The sequence below is a fragment of the Sphingobium sp. SYK-6 genome (assembly GCF_000283515.1).
In the GTDB taxonomy this organism is placed as follows: domain Bacteria; phylum Pseudomonadota; class Alphaproteobacteria; order Sphingomonadales; family Sphingomonadaceae; genus Sphingobium; species Sphingobium lignivorans.
Map to the genome: position 1 here is coordinate 3,937,501 of NC_015976.1, position 16,543 is coordinate 3,954,043.

General features: G+C 65.3%; 13 protein-coding genes (1 of these 13 cut by a window edge). 6 read left to right on the top strand and 7 right to left on the bottom strand.

What is annotated here, in order from left to right; all coding sequences use genetic code 11:
* Positions 1–1,359 carry the 3' portion of a lipopolysaccharide biosynthesis protein gene (locus SLG_RS18115; RefSeq protein ID WP_051003808.1) on the top strand. 156 nt of this gene lie to the left of the window's left edge, so 1,359 of the gene's 1,515 nt are visible here — the last part of the coding sequence; the start codon falls outside the window, past its left edge; it ends in the stop codon at positions 1,357–1,359.
* Positions 1,360–1,408: 49 nt separating this feature from the next.
* On the opposite strand, the gene SLG_RS18120 is transcribed toward SLG_RS18115, so the two are convergent.
* The gene (locus SLG_RS18120) at positions 1,409–1,837 is read right to left on the bottom strand and encodes a CBS domain-containing protein (RefSeq protein WP_014077972.1); all 429 of its coding nucleotides are present in this window, start codon (positions 1,835–1,837) and stop codon (positions 1,409–1,411) included.
* A gap of 154 nt (positions 1,838–1,991) precedes the next feature.
* On the opposite strand from SLG_RS18120, the gene SLG_RS18125 reads away from it, so the two are divergent.
* Positions 1,992–2,291 carry a hypothetical protein gene (locus SLG_RS18125; protein WP_014077973.1) on the top strand — a complete coding sequence of 100 codons (300 nt, stop codon included), beginning with the start codon at positions 1,992–1,994 and terminating at the stop codon, positions 2,289–2,291.
* A 72-nt stretch (positions 2,292–2,363) separates the two neighbouring features.
* Here the strand turns inward: SLG_RS18125 and SLG_RS18130 are convergent, their stop codons facing one another.
* The 4 genes from SLG_RS18130 to hisS all read right to left on the bottom strand — a co-directional run bounded on the left by SLG_RS18130 (position 2,364) and on the right by hisS (position 6,495).
* Positions 2,364–3,014, bottom strand: coding sequence for a DUF4167 domain-containing protein (locus tag SLG_RS18130; protein WP_014077974.1), 651 nt, complete (start codon positions 3,012–3,014; stop codon positions 2,364–2,366).
* A gap of 271 nt (positions 3,015–3,285) precedes the next feature.
* On the bottom strand, positions 3,286–4,155 hold the full coding sequence (prmC, locus tag SLG_RS18135; protein ID WP_014077975.1) for a peptide chain release factor N(5)-glutamine methyltransferase: 870 nt from the start codon (positions 4,153–4,155) through the stop codon (positions 3,286–3,288).
* Positions 4,156–4,171: 16 nt separating this feature from the next.
* Positions 4,172–5,251, bottom strand: a complete 1,080-nt coding sequence (gene prfA / locus SLG_RS18140) for a peptide chain release factor 1 (protein ID WP_014077976.1) — start codon at positions 5,249–5,251, stop codon at positions 4,172–4,174.
* Positions 5,248–6,495, bottom strand: a complete 1,248-nt coding sequence (gene hisS, locus SLG_RS18145) for a histidine--tRNA ligase (RefSeq protein ID WP_014077977.1) — start codon at positions 6,493–6,495, stop codon at positions 5,248–5,250. Before hisS ends, prfA begins: the two co-directional genes overlap by 4 nt.
* Positions 6,496–6,620: 125 nt before the next feature.
* On the opposite strand from hisS, the gene SLG_RS18150 reads away from it, so the two are divergent.
* Positions 6,621–8,093: a carotenoid oxygenase family protein gene (locus SLG_RS18150; RefSeq protein ID WP_014077978.1), complete on the top strand. Its 1,473-nt coding sequence runs from the start codon at positions 6,621–6,623 to the stop codon at positions 8,091–8,093.
* Between the two features lie 63 nt (positions 8,094–8,156).
* Here SLG_RS18150 and SLG_RS18155 read toward each other — a convergent pair whose 3' ends face one another.
* On the bottom strand, positions 8,157–9,263 hold the full coding sequence (locus tag SLG_RS18155; RefSeq protein ID WP_014077979.1) for an LLM class flavin-dependent oxidoreductase: 1,107 nt from the start codon (positions 9,261–9,263) through the stop codon (positions 8,157–8,159).
* 252 nt (positions 9,264–9,515) lie between these two features.
* On the opposite strand from SLG_RS18155, the gene SLG_RS18160 reads away from it, so the two are divergent.
* The 3 genes from SLG_RS18160 (at position 9,516) to gyrB (ending at position 14,708) form a co-directional block, all read left to right on the top strand.
* Entirely contained in the window at positions 9,516–11,468 is a 1,953-nt protein-coding gene (locus tag SLG_RS18160; RefSeq protein ID WP_014077980.1) for a M61 family metallopeptidase, read from the top strand.
* A gap of 20 nt (positions 11,469–11,488) precedes the next feature.
* Entirely contained in the window at positions 11,489–12,040 is a 552-nt protein-coding gene (ppa, locus tag SLG_RS18165; RefSeq protein ID WP_014077981.1) for an inorganic diphosphatase, read from the top strand.
* A 130-nt stretch (positions 12,041–12,170) separates the two neighbouring features.
* Entirely contained in the window at positions 12,171–14,708 is a 2,538-nt protein-coding gene (gene gyrB / locus SLG_RS18170) for a DNA topoisomerase (ATP-hydrolyzing) subunit B (RefSeq protein WP_443018054.1), read from the top strand.
* A 59-nt stretch (positions 14,709–14,767) separates the two neighbouring features.
* Here the strand turns inward: gyrB and SLG_RS18175 are convergent, their stop codons facing one another.
* Positions 14,768–16,426, bottom strand: coding sequence for a dihydroxy-acid dehydratase (locus SLG_RS18175; protein ID WP_051003809.1), 1,659 nt, complete (start codon positions 16,424–16,426; stop codon positions 14,768–14,770).
* Positions 16,427–16,543 lie beyond the last annotated feature (117 nt).

Consider the following 16,543-nt stretch of genomic DNA (forward strand, 5'->3'; position numbering starts at 1 on the left):
GCGGTGATCCGCATCCTCAATCCCGCCGATTACGGGCTCTTCGCCATGACGCAGGTCATGCTGAACTTCATGATGTTCCTCAACGGATACGGGCTGATCAGCGCGCTCGTGCAGTCCGAATCGGTCGATACCCGCAAGCTGCGGCAGGCTTTCGGGCTGATGATTCTCATGAACGGCGGGCTCGCAGCTGCACAGCTGCTCCTCGCCCCCGTCGCCGCCAGCTATTATCGCCAGCCCATGGTCGCGGACCTGCTGCGCGCCCAGACCCTGATCTACCTCTCCACGCCGTTCATCTCCCTCCCCGAAGTGCTCATGGGCCGGAGCCTGGACTTCAAGCGCCCGGCTTTCGTCAACCTCATCGCCGGACTCATCGCGGCGGGCGTCGCCATTGGCGGCGCTCTGGCCGGATGGGGCGTGTGGACACTGGTCTGGGCGCCGATCGCGGGCTTCTGGTCCAAGGCGATCGGCTATCTCATCGCGACTCGCTTCTTCGTGCTGCCGAGCTTCGACTTCCGGGGCACCGGGCCGCTGATCCTCTACGCACTCTCCCTGCTGGGCTCGCAGCTCTTCTTCCTGATCCAGAGCCAGGCGGACGTGTTCATTGGCGGGCGCGTGCTCGATCCGCACGCCCTTGGCCTGTATGCCGAGGCGCTGTTCCTCACCCAGATCTTCGTCTCGAAGTTCATCCCGCCGCTCAACGACGTCGCCTTTCCGGCCTTCGCGCGGATGCAGGCCGACCGGCAGCGCGTGGCGCGCTCGTTCCGACAGGCGATCCGGCTGCTCATGCTGATTGCCTGTCCGCTCTATCTCGGCATGGCCGTGACGGCCGAACCGCTGGTCGCGACTCTGTTCGGGCATAAATGGCTGGGCATGGTGCCGTTCGTGCAGGTGCTGGCCCTCGCAATGCCCTTCTATGCGCTGCAGGTCATGTTCCCGCCGGTGTGCAATGCCATGGGCCGCCCGGGACTCTCCGCCCGAATCGCCATGATCGGGGCGGTCATCATGCCGGTCGCCTTCCTGATCGGCATCCGGTTCGGGGCACTGGGGCTCGCCATGGCCTGGCTCTGCGCCTTCCCGCTGTTCGCGCTCGTCACCGCGCGGGTAGCCGGGCGGCTGATCGGCCTGTCATTCGCCGAGGTGGGCCGGGCAGTGGCGCCCGGCTTCGTCTCGGCCGCCGCGATGGCCTTCATCGTCCTTGGCACCGACAGCCTGCTGCCCGGAATGGCGGCGCCGATCCGGCTGCTGGTGCTGGTCGCGATCGGCGCGGGCAGCTTCGTCGCGCTGCTGGCCCTGGTGTCACGCGAGACGATCGACGACCTCGCCGCGCTGCTCCTTCGGCGCAGGCCGCCCACAACCTGAAGCCATCAGGCGCGCCTCCGAACGCCGGAGGGTGCGACTGGCCGGCAGCTCAGGCGCTCTGGATATAGCTGCGCATGGCCTCGACTTCCGATTCGATCCGGTCGATGCGCGACTTCACCAGATCGCCAATGCTCACGAAGCCGATCATCCGCCCCTCCCTGACGATGGGCAGATGACGAATGCGGCGCCGGGTCATCAGGGACAGGGCAGACAAGATAGGGGTATCGGCGTCGATGGTGACCGGGGGCGTGGTCATGACCGCCTCCACCGGCTTGTCGAGCAGCGCCGCGCCTTCGCGCGCCAGGCCGTAAACGACATCCCGCTCCGAGAAGATGCCGAGCACGCGTCCGTCCTCGACAATGGGCACGCAGCCGATTCGCCGTTCCGCCAGAAGCGCGACGACGCGCGCCACGCTGTCAGTCCTGTTCACCTGGATGATCGTGTCCGGCGACTCGCCGACAAATGCGCTGACTGTCATCCTCACCTCTCCGGTTCGCCTGCGGACCGGCCCGGCCGACATCAACCATGGACCGGTCTGCGGTCGCTTCCATGGCCCGGACTATGCGCTTCCCGGCGCGAGGCGTCAAAGGCGCTGTTGATCGCGCCGCCGCCTGACCCTAAGGGATGCGCCCATGACAGACCGGCCCGGCCTTGACGACCATCGCCAGGCGCAATTCGCCTGGGCACGCTTTCGCAGGATCATGTGGTGGATGGCGGCCTTCGGCCTCGCCGTCGGGCTCGTGGTGGCCGGATTGCTCTGGGTCTTCCGCGGGCCGCTTCCGTTGCTCTTCCTGGGCATGACAATAGCCGGGGTGTGGTCCACCATCATGATGGCTGCCCTGCTCATGGGCCTCATGTTCCTTTCGAGCGGAACCGGCCATGACGATCAGGTGGACGACCGCATCAGCCCCGAGGTCCTCGACGACGACTGAGGCCGCCGGACACGAAGACGGGCGCCCCAGCGATGCTGGCGCGCCCGTAAAAAGCATGTCGCTCGACTGATATTACTCGGCGGCTTCCGGCTGACGCGGGCGGCGGCCACGGCGGGGCTTGCGCACTTCCTCCTGCGCCTCGGCAGGGGCCTCGGCCTCCGCGTCTTCGCTCACCTCGACCCGCGCGATCGACGGGGGCAGACCCGGCAAGCCGATCTCGGCCTCCGCTTCGCCATCGCTTGCATCGTCATTCGCGACGCGGCGCGGCTTGCGCTCCTGGCTGCGCTCGCGCGGACGCTCCGGAGCACGCTCGCGATCCGGAGCGCGCTCGCGGCGCGGACGCTGCTCCTGCTGCGGAGGCGCGAATTCATCGCTCTCATCGCCGCCGGCATCGATCAGCTCGTCGCTCTCGTCGCCATTGTCCTGATCGGACTCGTCATGACGGCGGAACCGCTGCTGCTGCTCTTCCTGTCGCGCGCGATTGTCGGCGAGAACTCGGAAATAATGGTCGGCGAACTGGAAATAATATTCCGCGTTGACCCGGTCCCCCGCCATCTGCGCATCCCGCGCGAGATTGCGGTACTTCTCGAGAAGCTGCGCCGCATTGCCGCGGGCGCGGCTGTCGATGCGGTTGCCGGAGTCACCATTGCCGCGATTGCCGCCGCCACTCTGGCGCGGATTGTTCCGGCCGCGACGACGACCGGCCTGACGATTGTTGATCAAAGGTTCGTCCCTATGTTCTCGACCAAAACTCCGGCGTTTCCGAACGCGTACCGAAGCGCTGTGCATCACATCGAAGGCGGAGCGGCATTTCAACCACTCGCGCCCCGCGCTTCGGCCAACGGCTCCACTCTAGAACGCCGCCAAAACTGTGGGAGCAGGCCGCTTGCCCAGACGCCGCGCGTGTGAGCGAGAGCAACCCTGTGACCGCCAGATAGACGGTCTGGCTCACCAAACCAAGAGAAATTCGCATGTAGTCGTTAAAAAGGAACTTTCAACGTTCGCCGGCTTGGTCAGCCGTCACGACGAGCGCGCGCGTGTGGCCCGAAAGGTCGCGCACCGGCGCAACGGCGAAGCCGGCGGCGAGGAACAGGGCGGCCGCACTCTCTGCCTGATCGAAGCCGATCTCGAAGATCGCAAAGCCACCGGGCGCGAGCAGCGAACCAAGCTGGCCGGCCAGCAGGCGATAGGCATCCAGCCCGTCGCCCCCTGCGAACAGTGCGCCGGCCGGCTCATGCGCGCGCACTTCCCGGGGCAGGAGGGCATCCTGCGCGATATAGGGCGGATTGCACAGGATGAGATCGAACCGGCGCGAGAGCCCTTCCCCCCAGTTGCCGAGCCGAAACTCCGCGCGGTCGGCCATGCCGCAGCACAGGGCATTCTCCCGCGCGACCTCAACGGCGGCAGGCGAGACATCGATGCCCAGCCCCCGCGCCTGCGGCCACACATCCAGCGCGGCAAGCAGCAGCGCGCCCGAACCGGTGCCGAGATCGAGGATCTGCTGCGGCGCCTCGCGCCCCTCGAACCGGGCGATCGCGGCCTCGATCAGCGTCTCGCTGTCCGGACGCGGCACCAGCACGTCGGGCGTCACGCGCAGGGACAGGGTCCAGAAGTCGCGCGCCCCGGTGATGTAGGCGATCGGCTCATGCGCGAGCCGCCGGACAAGCAGCGCCTCGCCCTCCGTCGGTGCAACAAGGCGCGGCAAGGCAAGAAGCATCGCTTCGCGGCTCATCGCCAACGCATGGGCGGCCAGCAGCTCGGCATCGAGGCGCGGCGTGTCGCTCACCGGTGCGAGCCGCGCTGTCGCCATGCGCAGCCAGTCGGCGAGCTTCACCGGCTCGTCCGGCTCGACGGGACCAGCCATGCCGCCCCCCCGCCGGTCAGGCTGCCGTGTCGAGCTGGGCGAGCCGCGCGGCTTCGTCCTGCGCGATCAGCGCGCTGATCATCTCGTCCAGTCCCGGCCCTTCGAGGATCTCGGGCAAGCGATGCAGCGTCAGGTTGATGCGGTGATCAGTGACGCGCCCTTGCGGGAAATTATAGGTGCGGATGCGCTCGGACCGGTCTCCCGATCCGACCATCGCCTTGCGCGCGCCGGCCTGCTCGCTCTGCGTGCGCTCCCGCTCGGCTTCATAGAGCCGCGCGCGCAGCACCTTCAGCGCCTTCGCCTTGTTCTTGTGCTGCGATTTCTCGTCCTGCTGCGTCACCACGATCCCGGTGGGCAGATGCGTGATGCGCACGGCCGAATCGGTGGTGTTCACATGCTGGCCGCCGGCGCCGGAAGACCGGTAGACATCGATGCGCAGGTCCGTCGCCTCGTTGATCTGCACGTCCACCTCCTCGGCCTCGGGAAGCACCGCCACCGTCGCCGCGCTGGTGTGGATGCGCCCGCCGCTCTCCGTCACCGGCACGCGCTGCACGCGATGCACGCCGCTCTCGAACTTGAGGCGCGCAAACACGCCCGCGCCGCTGACGCTGGCGATCACTTCCTTGAAGCCGCCCGCCTCGGAGGCGCTGGCCGAGATGATCTCCACCCGCCAGCCGCGGCTCTCCGCATAACGCTGGTACATGCGCAGCAGATCGCCCGCGAACAACGCAGCCTCATCCCCGCCGGTGCCGGCGCGGATCTCCAGCATGGCCGCGCGCTCGTCCGCCGCATCCCTGGGCAGCAGCGCGATGGCAAGGGCATGCTCGGCCTCGGGCAGGCGCTCACGGACCGCCTCGATCTCCTCCTGTGCCATCGCCTTCATTTCCGGATCGGCGAGCATCGCCTCCAGCTCGCTCTGCTCGGTGCGCAGTTGCGCCACTTCGCGCGCCGCCGTCACCACCGGCTCCAGCTCGGCATAATCCTTGGACAGGCGCACGAACTCCGCCGGATCAAGATCGGGCCGGGCCATCTGCGCCTGCACTTCCTCCTGCCGCCGGAGGATCGCGGCGATGCGATCGGGGGAGATGGTGGTCAAGCCTCGTCCTTCGGGAACCGCCGATCCAGCACATCAGACACTCGATCGATCAAGCCAGGTTCACCTCGATGACCGAACCGTAATTGGCCGTCAGTCTTCACGACTGAAAGGATAGTGCGTGCGTTCAATTTGGCTGCCTTGTCGAATCGCTTCTTGGGGGACCCTGACGCGATCAAATCTGCACTTAGGTTCTCGCGACGCAGATATGCGACTGCGCTAACTGCTTCAAACAACGCAGCGTCGTCCTCAACGGCGACGGCGACATCCAATCTCTCGCTCGGCATCACATCCAGCAGCATCCCCAGCCGCTCGATGCCGGCCGCCCAGCCGACGGCCGGTGTGCTTGGCCCGCCGAGCGTCTCGATGAGTCCGTCATAGCGCCCGCCGCCGAGCACGGTGCCCTGCGCGCCGAGCCGGTCGGTGACGAACTCGAAGGCGGTGTGGCGATAATAATCCAGCCCGCGCACCAGCCGGGCATTGCGCGTCCAGTCGACGCCGGCAGCCTTCAACCCGTCCGTCACTTTCCCGAAGAAGGCCTGCGCCTCATCGGTCAGATAGGCATCGATGTCCGGCGCGCCGGCCACGATCGCCTGATCGCCCGGATCCTTGCTGTCGAGAATGCGCAGCGGATTGCGATGCAGCCGGTCCTTGCTCTCCTCGCTGAGCTGATCGCGATGCCCCTCGAAATAGGCGACGAGCGCGCTGCGCCAGGCCTCGCGGCTCTGATAGTCGCCCAGCGTGTTGAGCGTGAGCGTCACGCCCTCGACGATGCCCAGCTCCTTGAGAAGCTGATCGGCAAAGACCAGCAGCTCCGCGTCCGCCAGCGGCTCGGACGCGCCGATGATCTCGGCGTCGAGCTGGTGGAATTGGCGATAGCGGCCCTTCTGGGGGCGCTCGTAGCGAAACAGGGGCCCGTGCGTCGCGACCTTGAGCGGCGCATATTGCTGCCAGCCCTCGGTGACATAGGCGCGCGCGATGCCCGCCGTGAATTCCGGCCGCAGCGTCACCGAATCCCCGCCGCGGTCCTCGAACGTATACATCTCCTTGGAGACCACGTCGGTCGTCTCGCCCAGCGAGCGGGAGAAGACCGCCGTCGCCTCGAACACCGGCACTTCGACGCGCCTGAAGCCGTAGAGCTTGCGGACGCGCTCGAACGTCTCGACGACATGCATGAAGCGGTCGGCGCTTTCGCCGAGCATGTCCTGGGTGCCGCGGATCGGCCGTGGTGTTGGGATCTTCGCCATGGGCAGCGCCTCTAGCCGGATTTGGCGAGCACTGGAATAGCGCGCTGGTTTGACCGGCATCAAACGCATCGGCGCCACATTCATGCAGACAGGCTGTTGTTGATATCTCAACATAGGAGAGCGATATGGCCCACTTCCCCGACACCCCCGGCATGACCGGCGTGCTGCGCCCCCTCCGGATCGAGGGCGACATTCTGGATCTGGAAGTCGAAGGGGAAATCCCTGCGCAGCTGAACGGGACCTTCCACCGGGTGCATCCCGATGCGCAATTCCCGCCCCGGTTCGAGGACGACCAGTTCTTCAACGGGGATGGCATGGTGAGCCTGTTCCGCTTTCACAACGGCAAGATCGATTTCCGCCAGCGTTATGCCCAGACGGACAAGTGGAAAGTGGAGCGCAAGGCCGGCAAGTCGCTGTTCGGCGCCTATCGCAATCCGCTGACGGATGATGCGAGCGTCCAGGGCATGATCCGCGGCACCGCCAACACCAATGTGATGGTCCATGCCGGCAAGCTCTACGCCATGAAGGAGGACAGCCCCTGCCTCATCATGGACCCGTTGACGCTGGAGACCGAGGGCTACACCAATTTCGACGGCAAGCTGAAGAACCAGACCTTCTCGGCCCATGCCAAGATCGATCCCGTCACCGGCAACTTCTGCAATTTCGGCTATGCGGCGACAGGCCTGCTCACCACCGATTGCAGCTATTTCGAGATCGATCCCGCCGGCAACCTGCTGTTCGAAACCGAATTCCAGGTGCCTTATTATTGCATGATGCATGATTATGGGCTCACCGAGCATTATGCCATCTTCCACATCGTGCCGTGCACGTCGAACTGGGATCGGCTGAAGGCGGGTCTGCCGCATTTCGGCTTCGACACGACGCTCCCCGTCTGGCTCGGCGTGGTGCCGCGCGGACCGGGCGTCACCAACAAGGACGTGCGCTGGTTCAAGGCACCGAAGACCATCTTCGCGAGCCATGTGATGAACGCCTTCGAGGAAGGGTCGAAGATTCATTTCGACACGCCGCAGGCAGAGAACAATGCCTTCCCCTTCTTCCCGGACATTCACGGGGCGCCCTTCGATCCGGTGGCGGCGCGGCCCTATCTGCATCGCTGGACGGTCGATCTCGGATCGAACAGCGAGGATTTCGCCGAGGTGCGCCAGCTCACCAACTTGATCGACGAATTCCCCCGGCTGGACGAGCGCTATGTCGGCCAGCCCTATCGCCACGGCTGGGGTCTGGTCATGGACCCGGAGATGGAGATGGAGTTCGCGCGCGGCCGGGCGTCCGGCTTCAAGATGAACCGCATCGGCCACTGGGATCACGCGACCGGCAAGGAGGACAGCTGGTGGTGCGGCCCGCAGTCTATCATCCAGGAGCCCTGCTTCGTGCCCCGCACGGCCGATTCGGCGGAAGGCGACGGCTACATCATCGCGCTCGTCGACAATCTCATCACCAACTACAGCGACCTGGTGGTGCTGGACGCCCTGAACCTCAAGGACGGCCCGATCGGCCGCGCGAAGCTGCCGATCCGCCTGCGCTCCGGCCTCCACGGCAACTGGGCGGATGCCAGCAAACTGCCCATCGCCGCCTGAGCCGGCCGTGATACCGCGTGATGCCCGCCTCACCGGGGCAGGCATCACGCCCCAGTGCTGCGTCTATTCGGCCGCTGCCATGAAGCGATCGTCGATCGACGCCTGCGCCGTCCAGCTCTTGACCTCGGGCAGCACCTTCTGCGCGAAGAGGAGGATGTTCTTGCGAGCCTCCTCCTGCGGCATGCCGCCGAAGTGAACATGCGGGAAGAAGCCCTGCGGCTCGTAGATCTCCTTCAGCTCCCACATGCGATCGAGGATCATCTGCGGCGTGCCGGTCACCACTGACCGGCTGAAATTCTCGACATAGGGCTCGATCTCGTCGGGCTGGAGCGTCATCTTCTCGTAGCTCTCATAGCCCTTCATGGCCGCGAAGGTGCCGGGCTTGTCGAGACTGTAATTGCGGATCGCGGCGCGCATCGTGTTGGCCAGATAATGGCGCCCCTGCATCTCCGCATAGTCGGCGCTTTCGTCGATATAATAATTGCCGCTCACCATCGGCGGGGGCGGCAGGGTGCCGGGACGCTCCTGCGCCCAGATTTCCGCATACATGTCCGGCGGCGCTTCCTTGCCGCGCTGGGGCAGCATCAGCACCATGTTGCCGAAACCGAGCCGGGCGGCAGTGTGCATGGAGGTTCCCGAAAGCGACCCGCAGAACTTGCGTCCCTCGAAGCTCCGGAGCGGCGCTGGCCGGAGCTCGCGACGGGGCTGGTCGATATGCTTGCCCTTGCCCTCGATGATGCCGGTCTCGATCGCCGGGATCACGAGATCGAGGATCTCCCCGTAGAGCTCGCGTGACCTGGTCTGGTCGACGCGCAGCCCTTCGAATTCGTGCGGCGCGAGGCCGTTGCCGAAGCCGAGCAGCGCCCGGCCGCGCGAGAGGATGTCGAGATTGATGATCTTCTCGGCGAGGCGAACCGGATCATGCCAGGGGACGATGATGACCTGCGTGCCCAGCTTCACCCGCTTCGTGCGCCCGGCAATATAAGTGAGGAGCTGAAGCGGATCGTTCGACATCGAATAATCCGAGAAATGATGCTCGGTGATCCATACCGAATCAAAACCCAGCTCTTCCGCGAGGACGAGATTCTCCACCTCCTCCTGAACGAACTGCTGGTCGGGATAATCCCTGCCGCGCTGATGCGCGAAGCCGCTGGCCAGACCGATATGCATGTCCCAAGCCTCTCCTTATTCTCCTTCGCGGCCGCCGGCAGCACTCTTGCGGGCTTTTCCGTGCGGACCGGCGAGGATGTATCGCGTCCGGCCACCCCTTGCGAGGCCTCCCGGGCATGCGTGGCGCTGAGCGAAATCGACGGGCCGCGCAGCGATTCGCCGGACGCCGCTCTCTCGCCCGCCACCGCCGGCACTGGACGAGCGCCGGTTGTGCCGCCATGCTTGAGGAAATGCCCTCTCCGGAGTGACTTGATGCGCCGCATTGCCCTTTGCCTGATCCTTCCCCTTGTCCTGCCCGCCCTGCCCGGCCGGGCGCAGACTGCGCCCGAGACCGCGCGCAGTGCCCCGATGGCCCTGCCGAGCCCACGCACTGTTCCGCAAGCGCGCGACATCGCGTGGACCGGCGGCACGATGCGGCTCGACGTGGACGCCAGCGACACGACGCAGCGAATCATCCGCGTGAAGCAGACGATCCCCATCGGCGCCGGCGGCCCGCTGACCTTGCTCTTCCCGCAATGGCTGCCGGGCAACCACGCACCGCGCGGGCAGATCGAGAAGCTCGCCGGCCTCACCTTCGAGGCGGACGGCACGGCGATCGACTGGGAGCGCGACCCGCTGGACGTCTACGCCTTCCATCTGTCGGTCCCCCCGCGGACCGGTGCGATCACCGCCACTTTCCAGTTCCTCGCGCCCACCGCAGGCAATCAGGGGCGGATCGTGCTGACCGACCGGCTGATGAATCTCCAGTGGCAAAGCGTTTCGCTCTACCCGGCGGGTTTCTATACGCGCCGCCTGCCCATCCAGGCGAATGTCACGCTGCCGGACGGCTGGACCGCCGCGGGCGCGCTGAAAGGCACGCAGCGCGGCAATGTCGTTTCCTATGAGGAGACCGACTACGACACGCTCATCGACTCGCCCCTCTTCGCGGGCCAGCATGCACGTCGTGTCGAGCTGGGGCAGGCCGTCGCCCTGAACATCTTCGCCGATAATCCGGATGAATTGCAGGCGAGCCCGGCGCAGCTCGACCTGCATCGCAAGCTGGTCGACGAAGCGGTGGCGCTGTTCGGCGCGCGCCACTTCGACCGTTACGAGTTCCTCTTCGCGATCTCCGATTCGCTCGGCGGCATTGGCCTCGAACATCACCGCTCCAGCGAGAACGGGGTGGGCCGCGGCTATTTCACCAAATGGACCGAGGCCCTGGGCAATCGCGACTTGCTGGCGCACGAGTTCGTTCATAGCTGGAACGGCAAGTTCCGCCGCCCCGAGCTGCTCTGGACGCCCGATTTCGCCACGCCGATGCAGGACAATCTGCTGTGGCTGTACGAAGGGCAGACGCAGTTCTGGGGCTATGTCCTCTCGGCACGCGCCGGCCTGCTCAGCAAGGCCGAGACGCTCGACGCGCTGGCTGCAATCGCCGCGCGGCTCGACAATGTGAAAGGCCGGCAATGGCGTCCGCTGGAAGACACCACCCATGATCCGATCATCTCCGCGCGCCGACCCAAGGCATGGCCGAGCTGGCAGCGATCGGAGGAATACTACAATGAAGGCCTGCTGATCTGGCTCGAAGCCGACGGCATCATCCGCAGCCAGACGAACGGCACCAGCGGCCTCGACGACTTCGCCAGCACTTTCTTCGGCATGAAGGACGGGGACTGGGGCGTGCTGACTTATGGGCGGCAGGATATCGTCACTGCCCTGGAGAGCATCGTCAGCCATGACTGGGACGGCTTCCTGCGCGAGCGGGTCGACCGCACCAGCAAGGAAGCGCCCAAGGGCGGCTTCGCCCTCGGCGGCTATCGCCTCGTTTATGGCCCCACGCCGAACAGCTCGATCCGTACTGCGGAAACCAAGTCCAAATATGTGGACCAGAGCTATGGCCCGGGGCTGATCGTCGGCGCGGACGGCAACGTCACGGCAGTGATCTGGGACAGCCCGGCATTCAAGGCCGGCATGGCCGTCGGCAACCGCATCATCGCGATCAATGGCGAGGAGTTTTCGACGGACCTGCTCCGCTCCGCGATCGGCGCCACGGCAGAAAAACGCACGCCCCTTTCATTCATTGTGAAGCAGGACCGACAATATCGCACGATCACGCTCGATTATTCGGGCGGTCTCCGCTATCCGCGCCTGGAAAAAACCGGAGAGGGTAAAACCAGTCTGGACCGGTTACTTGAATCAAGAACCGGCACGGCACCCGTCAGCTAACTCTTTTCAGCGAGTCCTGCATGAACATCGATCTCATTCCCGTCGGCGAAAATCCGCCCGAAAGCCTCAATGTCATCATCGAAGTGCCGACCGGCGGCGAACCGGTGAAATATGAGTTCGACAAGGCATCGGGCGCGCTGGTCGTCGACCGCATCCTCCACACGCCGATGCGCTATCCTGCCAATTACGGTTTCGTGCCGCACACGCTTTCGCCCGACGGCGATCCGCTGGACGCGCTCGTGGTCGCCCGGTCCCCCTTCATTCCCGGCTGCGTGGTGCGCGCGCGCGCAATCGCGGTGCTGAACCTCGAGGACGAGCATGGCGGCGACGAGAAGCTGCTCTGCGTCCCCGACGACAAGACCTTCCCTTATTATTCGAACGTGACCGAGAAAGAGCATCTGCCGGACATCGTGTTCAAGCAGATCGAGCACTTCTTCACGCACTACAAGGATCTCGAGGCGGAGAAATGGGTCCGCGTCGGCACCTGGGGCGACGCGGCCGACGCGCGCCGGATCGTGGTCGAGGCGATCGAACGCTACCAGGAAAGCAAGAAACCCCGCACCGCGGCCTGATCTGCCGGCCGGCGCGCCGCTCTTCCGGGCGCCGGCCCCGCAGCACGCCCGACCAGGCCGCTGAGCGGCCTGGCGTGGCCGCCGCTTCCGGGGGCGCATTTCGCTTCCGTTCCCCGTGCCCACTTCCTATATGCTCTTTATGACGGACCAGACGAGCAATCCCCCCAAGAGCAATGAATATGGCGCCGACAGCATCAAGGTGCTGAAGGGCCTGGATGCCGTGCGCAAGCGGCCGGGCATGTATATCGGCGACACCGATGACGGGTCGGGCCTGCACCACATGGTGTTCGAGGTCAGCGACAACGCCATCGACGAAGCGCTGGCGGGGCATTGCGACCTGGTGCTGATCGAGCTCAATGCGGACGGCAGCGTGTCCGTGGAGGACAATGGCCGCGGCATTCCCACCGACATCCATCGGGAAGAGGGAATTTCGGCCGCTGAAGTCATCATGACCCAGCTCCACGCCGGCGGCAAATTCGAGAACACATCCGACGACAATGCCTACAAGGTCTCGGGCGGTCTCCACGGCGTGGGCGTATCGGTCGTGAATGCCCTTTCGGAATGGCTGGAACTGACCATCTGGCGCGACGGCAAGGAACACTGGATGCGCTTTCGCCACGGCGATGCCGAGGCGCCATTGATCGTGCGCGGCGACGCTCCGGTGGTGGGCGGCAAGGCCAAGAAAGGCACGCGCGTCACATTCATGGCGTCCACGGAGACATTCAAGAATGTCACCGAATATGATTTCGACAAGCTGGAGCATCGCTATCGCGAGCTCGCTTTCCTGAATTCGGGCGTCCGCATCCTGCTGCGCGACAAGCGCCACGCCGAGTTCAAGGAGCATGATCTCTATTATGAAGGCGGCATCGCCGCTTTCGTGAAATGGCTGGACCGCAACAAGCAGTCGCTCATGCCTGAACCGATCGCCATTTCAGCCGATCGCGACGGGATCGGGATCGACGTGTCGCTGGAGTGGAACGACAGCTATTACGAGAACGTCCTGTGCTTCACGAACAACATCCCCCAGCGTGACGGCGGCACGCATCTCGCGGCCTTCCGCGCGGCCCTCACCCGCACACTCAACAGCTATGGCGACAAGTCCGGCCTGCTCAAGAAGGAGAAGGTCAGCCTGACAGGCGAGGACATGCGCGAGGGGCTGACGGCCATCGTCTCGGTCAAGCTGCCCGATCCCAAGTTCAGCAGCCAGACCAAGGACAAGCTGGTCTCGTCCGAAGTGCGCCAGCCGCTCGAAAGCCTGATGGCGGACAAGATGCAGGAATGGCTCGAGGAGAATCCGGGCCACGCCAAGTCGATCATCCAGAAGGTCGTCGATGCCGCAGCCGCGCGCGAAGCCGCCAAGCGCGCCCGCGAACTGACCCGCCGCAAGGGCGTAATGGACATCGCTTCCCTGCCCGGCAAGCTGGCCGACTGCCAGGAGCGCGATCCTTCCAAGTCCGAACTGTTCCTCGTCGAGGGTGACTCGGCCGGAGGCTCCGCCAAGCAGGGACGCGATCGTCATTTCCAGGCGATCCTGCCGTTGCGCGGCAAGATCCTGAACGTCGAGCGCGCCCGATTCGACCGCATGCTGGGATCGAAGGAAATCGGTACCCTCATCCAGGCGATGGGCACCGGCATCCGCGACGACTTCAATCTCGAAAAGCTGCGCTACCACAAGATCGTCATCATGACGGACGCCGACGTGGACGGCGCGCATATCCGTACGCTGCTGCTCACCTTTTTCTACCGGCAGATGCCGCAGATCATCGAGGCGGGTCACCTCTACATTGCTCAGCCGCCGCTCTACAAGGCGTCGCGCGGACGGTCCGAGGTCTACCTCAAGGACGAAGCTGCGCTGGACCAGTATCTCGTGGACAATGGCGTGGACACGATGGTGCTCGAAACCAGCTCGGGGCAGCGCTCCGGCAAGGACCTGCGCGATCTCATCGATCATGCCCGGCGCATGCGGTCGCTGATGCGCTATGTGCCGCGGCGGTACGACAGTGCGATCATCGAAGCGCTGGCGCTCGCCGGCGCCCTCGCGCCGTCCCTGGGCGCGGAGGACCGCACCGGTGCCATCACGCTCGCCGCTTCCTGGCTGGATGACGCGGATCCGGAAGGCAGCTGGATCGGCCGCTTGTCCGCGGAAGGTGGCTATCATCTCGAACGGCTGGTGCGGGGCGTCACCGATCATCACATCATCGAGGCCGCGTTCCTGACCTCGGCGGAAGCGCGCAAGCTCGATACGCTCGCGCGCGAGCAGGCCGCGCTCTACGCAACCGCCAGCCGACTGCTGACGGCCCGCTCGGCCGCGCAGCAGACCGACGCCGCAAGCGAGGACGAGGATGGCGAGGCGCAACCCGCCGTCGCGGCGGCCCTCACGTCCGGACGTGGCGTGCTGGTCACGCGTCCGTCCGAACTGCTCGATGCCGTGCTGGCCTCGGGCCGCAAGGGCCTCTCGATCCAGCGATACAAGGGTCTTGGTGAAATGAACGCCGATCAGTTGTGGGAAACCACGCTGGACCCCAACAATCGCTCCATGCTCCGCGTCGAGATCGAACAGGCGGACATCGCCGACGAGATCTTCACGCGCCTGATGGGCGATGTCGTGGAGCCGCGCCGCGAATTCATCCAGGACAATGCACTGAACGTCGCCAATCTCGACGTTTGATGCGAGATCGCTAGCCGCCGGCTCGTCGCGAACGCGGCGAGCCGGCGGGCCGGTCATGTTCAGTCGATCAGCACAGCGCCCGTGGACATCGGCTGCACGTCCCGCTGATAGATGCCGAGATAGCCTTCCGCTTTCTTCGGCCCCTTCGCTTCGGCGGCACGGGCAGCCAGTGTCGCGGCATCCACCAGCAGGTCGATGCTGCGGGTAGCGACGTCGATGCGGATGCGATCGCCATCATGGACAAGGCCGATCGGTCCGCCCACCGCGGCCTCGGGCGCGACTTCGGCCACCGTCAGCCCCTTGAGGCACAGGCCGGAGAGCTGGCCATCCGTGATGAACGCGGTGTCCCGGGCGACGCCTGCGGCATCGATGGCGAACAGCACGATCGATCCGCCGCCGCCCATGGCCGGGCCGCCCTTGAGACCCTGGCCGCGCAGGATGAGCACGTCACCGGCGTTGATCTCCTTCTTCTCGATGGCATCGAGCGCGAGCGCCGTGCTCTCGAACACCCGGGCGGGACCCTCGAAAAATTCGGGACGCGCGCCGTCGCGAATGCCCAGCTTCACCACCGCGCTCTCGGGCGCGAGCGAGCCCTTGAGGATAGCGATGGACGGACCTTCCGAAATCGGCCGGTCGAGCGGACGGATGATTTCCGGCCCGATCACCTCGAAGGCCTCCAGATTCTCCGCCAATGTGCGGCCGGTGCAGGTCAGCGCGCCGGTATCGATGAGCGGCGCAAGCTGCTTGAGGATCGCTGCCGCGCCGCCGGCATCCTCGAATTCCTCGATGCGCACTTCCCCGTTGGGCCGGACGGCGGAGAGGACGGGCACCTTGCGGCCGACCTCGTCCCACATCGCGAAAATGTCCACATCCACCTGCGCTTCTACCGCCACCGCCTGCAGATGCTTGATCGCATTGATCGAACCGGAGACGGCCAGAACCGTCGCGACGGCATTGCGAAAGGCGGCGGGCGTGAGGATCTGCCGGGGCGTGAGCCCTTCATTGACCATCTCGACGATGCGCGCGCCGGAACGGCGAGCGGCATCCTTCATCTTCTCGCTGTTGGCCCGGACGGGCGCAGAGCCGGGCAGGGAAAGGCCCAGCGCTTCCACCACGCAATGCATGGTGTTCGCCGTAGCCATGCCCGCGCACACGCCGGGACCGCGCACGGCCTGCCGGATCATTTCCTGCTCATCATGCGGGAAAGGCTTGCCGAAGCGCGTCGCGATGGAGCCTGACCAGAGATCCTCCAGATCGACATGCTCGTTCCCGATCATGCCGGAAGCCTGATAGCCGCCGATGACGAGGATGGTGGGAATGTTCAGCCGGCCCGCCGCCATCATGTGCCCCGGCGGCGTCTTGTCGCAGCTGGTCAGACAGACCATGCCATCGAGCATGGCCGCCTCGACCTGCGCCTCGATGTCGTTGGTGACGAGATCCCGCGCCGAGAGAATGTAGCTGCCCTGCTTGCCCGCGCCCGTGATGAAATCCGAGGGTGCCGTCGTGCGCACCTCGAACGGAACGCCGCCCGCAGCGCGTACGGCTTCCTTCACGATCTTCGCGATGCCATCCAGATGCGCGTAGCAGACCGCCAGCTCGGAGGAGCTGTTCACCACCGCGATCTTGGGCTTGAGCATGTCCTCCTCGGACAGGCCGAGCGCATACCAATGGGAACGGCGCGAAGGCGAATCGGCGGCAAGACTGCGCAACTGGACCATCAGACAACTCCTCTCCTTGAAGCTGGACGATCATTAGCATGGTAGCTATTACAATTGTAGCGAATAACGCGGGTCTTGTTCCCTGCTGATCGGCGGGGCAGACGGACGGAAGAGGAG

Coding starts and splice junctions, on each gene's coding strand:
- SLG_RS18155 (WP_014077979.1), bottom strand. CDS start 9,263: ATGCATATCGGTCTGGCCAGCGGCTTCGCGCATCAGCGCGGCAGGGAT.
- prmC (WP_014077975.1), bottom strand. CDS start 4,155: ATGGCTGGTCCCGTCGAGCCGGACGAGCCGGTGAAGCTCGCCGACTGG.
- ppa (WP_014077981.1), top strand. CDS start 11,489: ATGAACATCGATCTCATTCCCGTCGGCGAAAATCCGCCCGAAAGCCTC.
- SLG_RS18120 (WP_014077972.1), bottom strand. CDS start 1,837: ATGACAGTCAGCGCATTTGTCGGCGAGTCGCCGGACACGATCATCCAG.
- gyrB (WP_443018054.1), top strand. CDS start 12,171: ATGCTCTTTATGACGGACCAGACGAGCAATCCCCCCAAGAGCAATGAA.
- SLG_RS18160 (WP_014077980.1), top strand. CDS start 9,516: ATGCGCCGCATTGCCCTTTGCCTGATCCTTCCCCTTGTCCTGCCCGCC.
- SLG_RS18150 (WP_014077978.1), top strand. CDS start 6,621: ATGGCCCACTTCCCCGACACCCCCGGCATGACCGGCGTGCTGCGCCCC.
- hisS (WP_014077977.1), bottom strand. CDS start 6,495: ATGGCGAAGATCCCAACACCACGGCCGATCCGCGGCACCCAGGACATG.
- SLG_RS18175 (WP_051003809.1), bottom strand. CDS start 16,426: ATGGTCCAGTTGCGCAGTCTTGCCGCCGATTCGCCTTCGCGCCGTTCC.
- SLG_RS18125 (WP_014077973.1), top strand. CDS start 1,992: ATGACAGACCGGCCCGGCCTTGACGACCATCGCCAGGCGCAATTCGCC.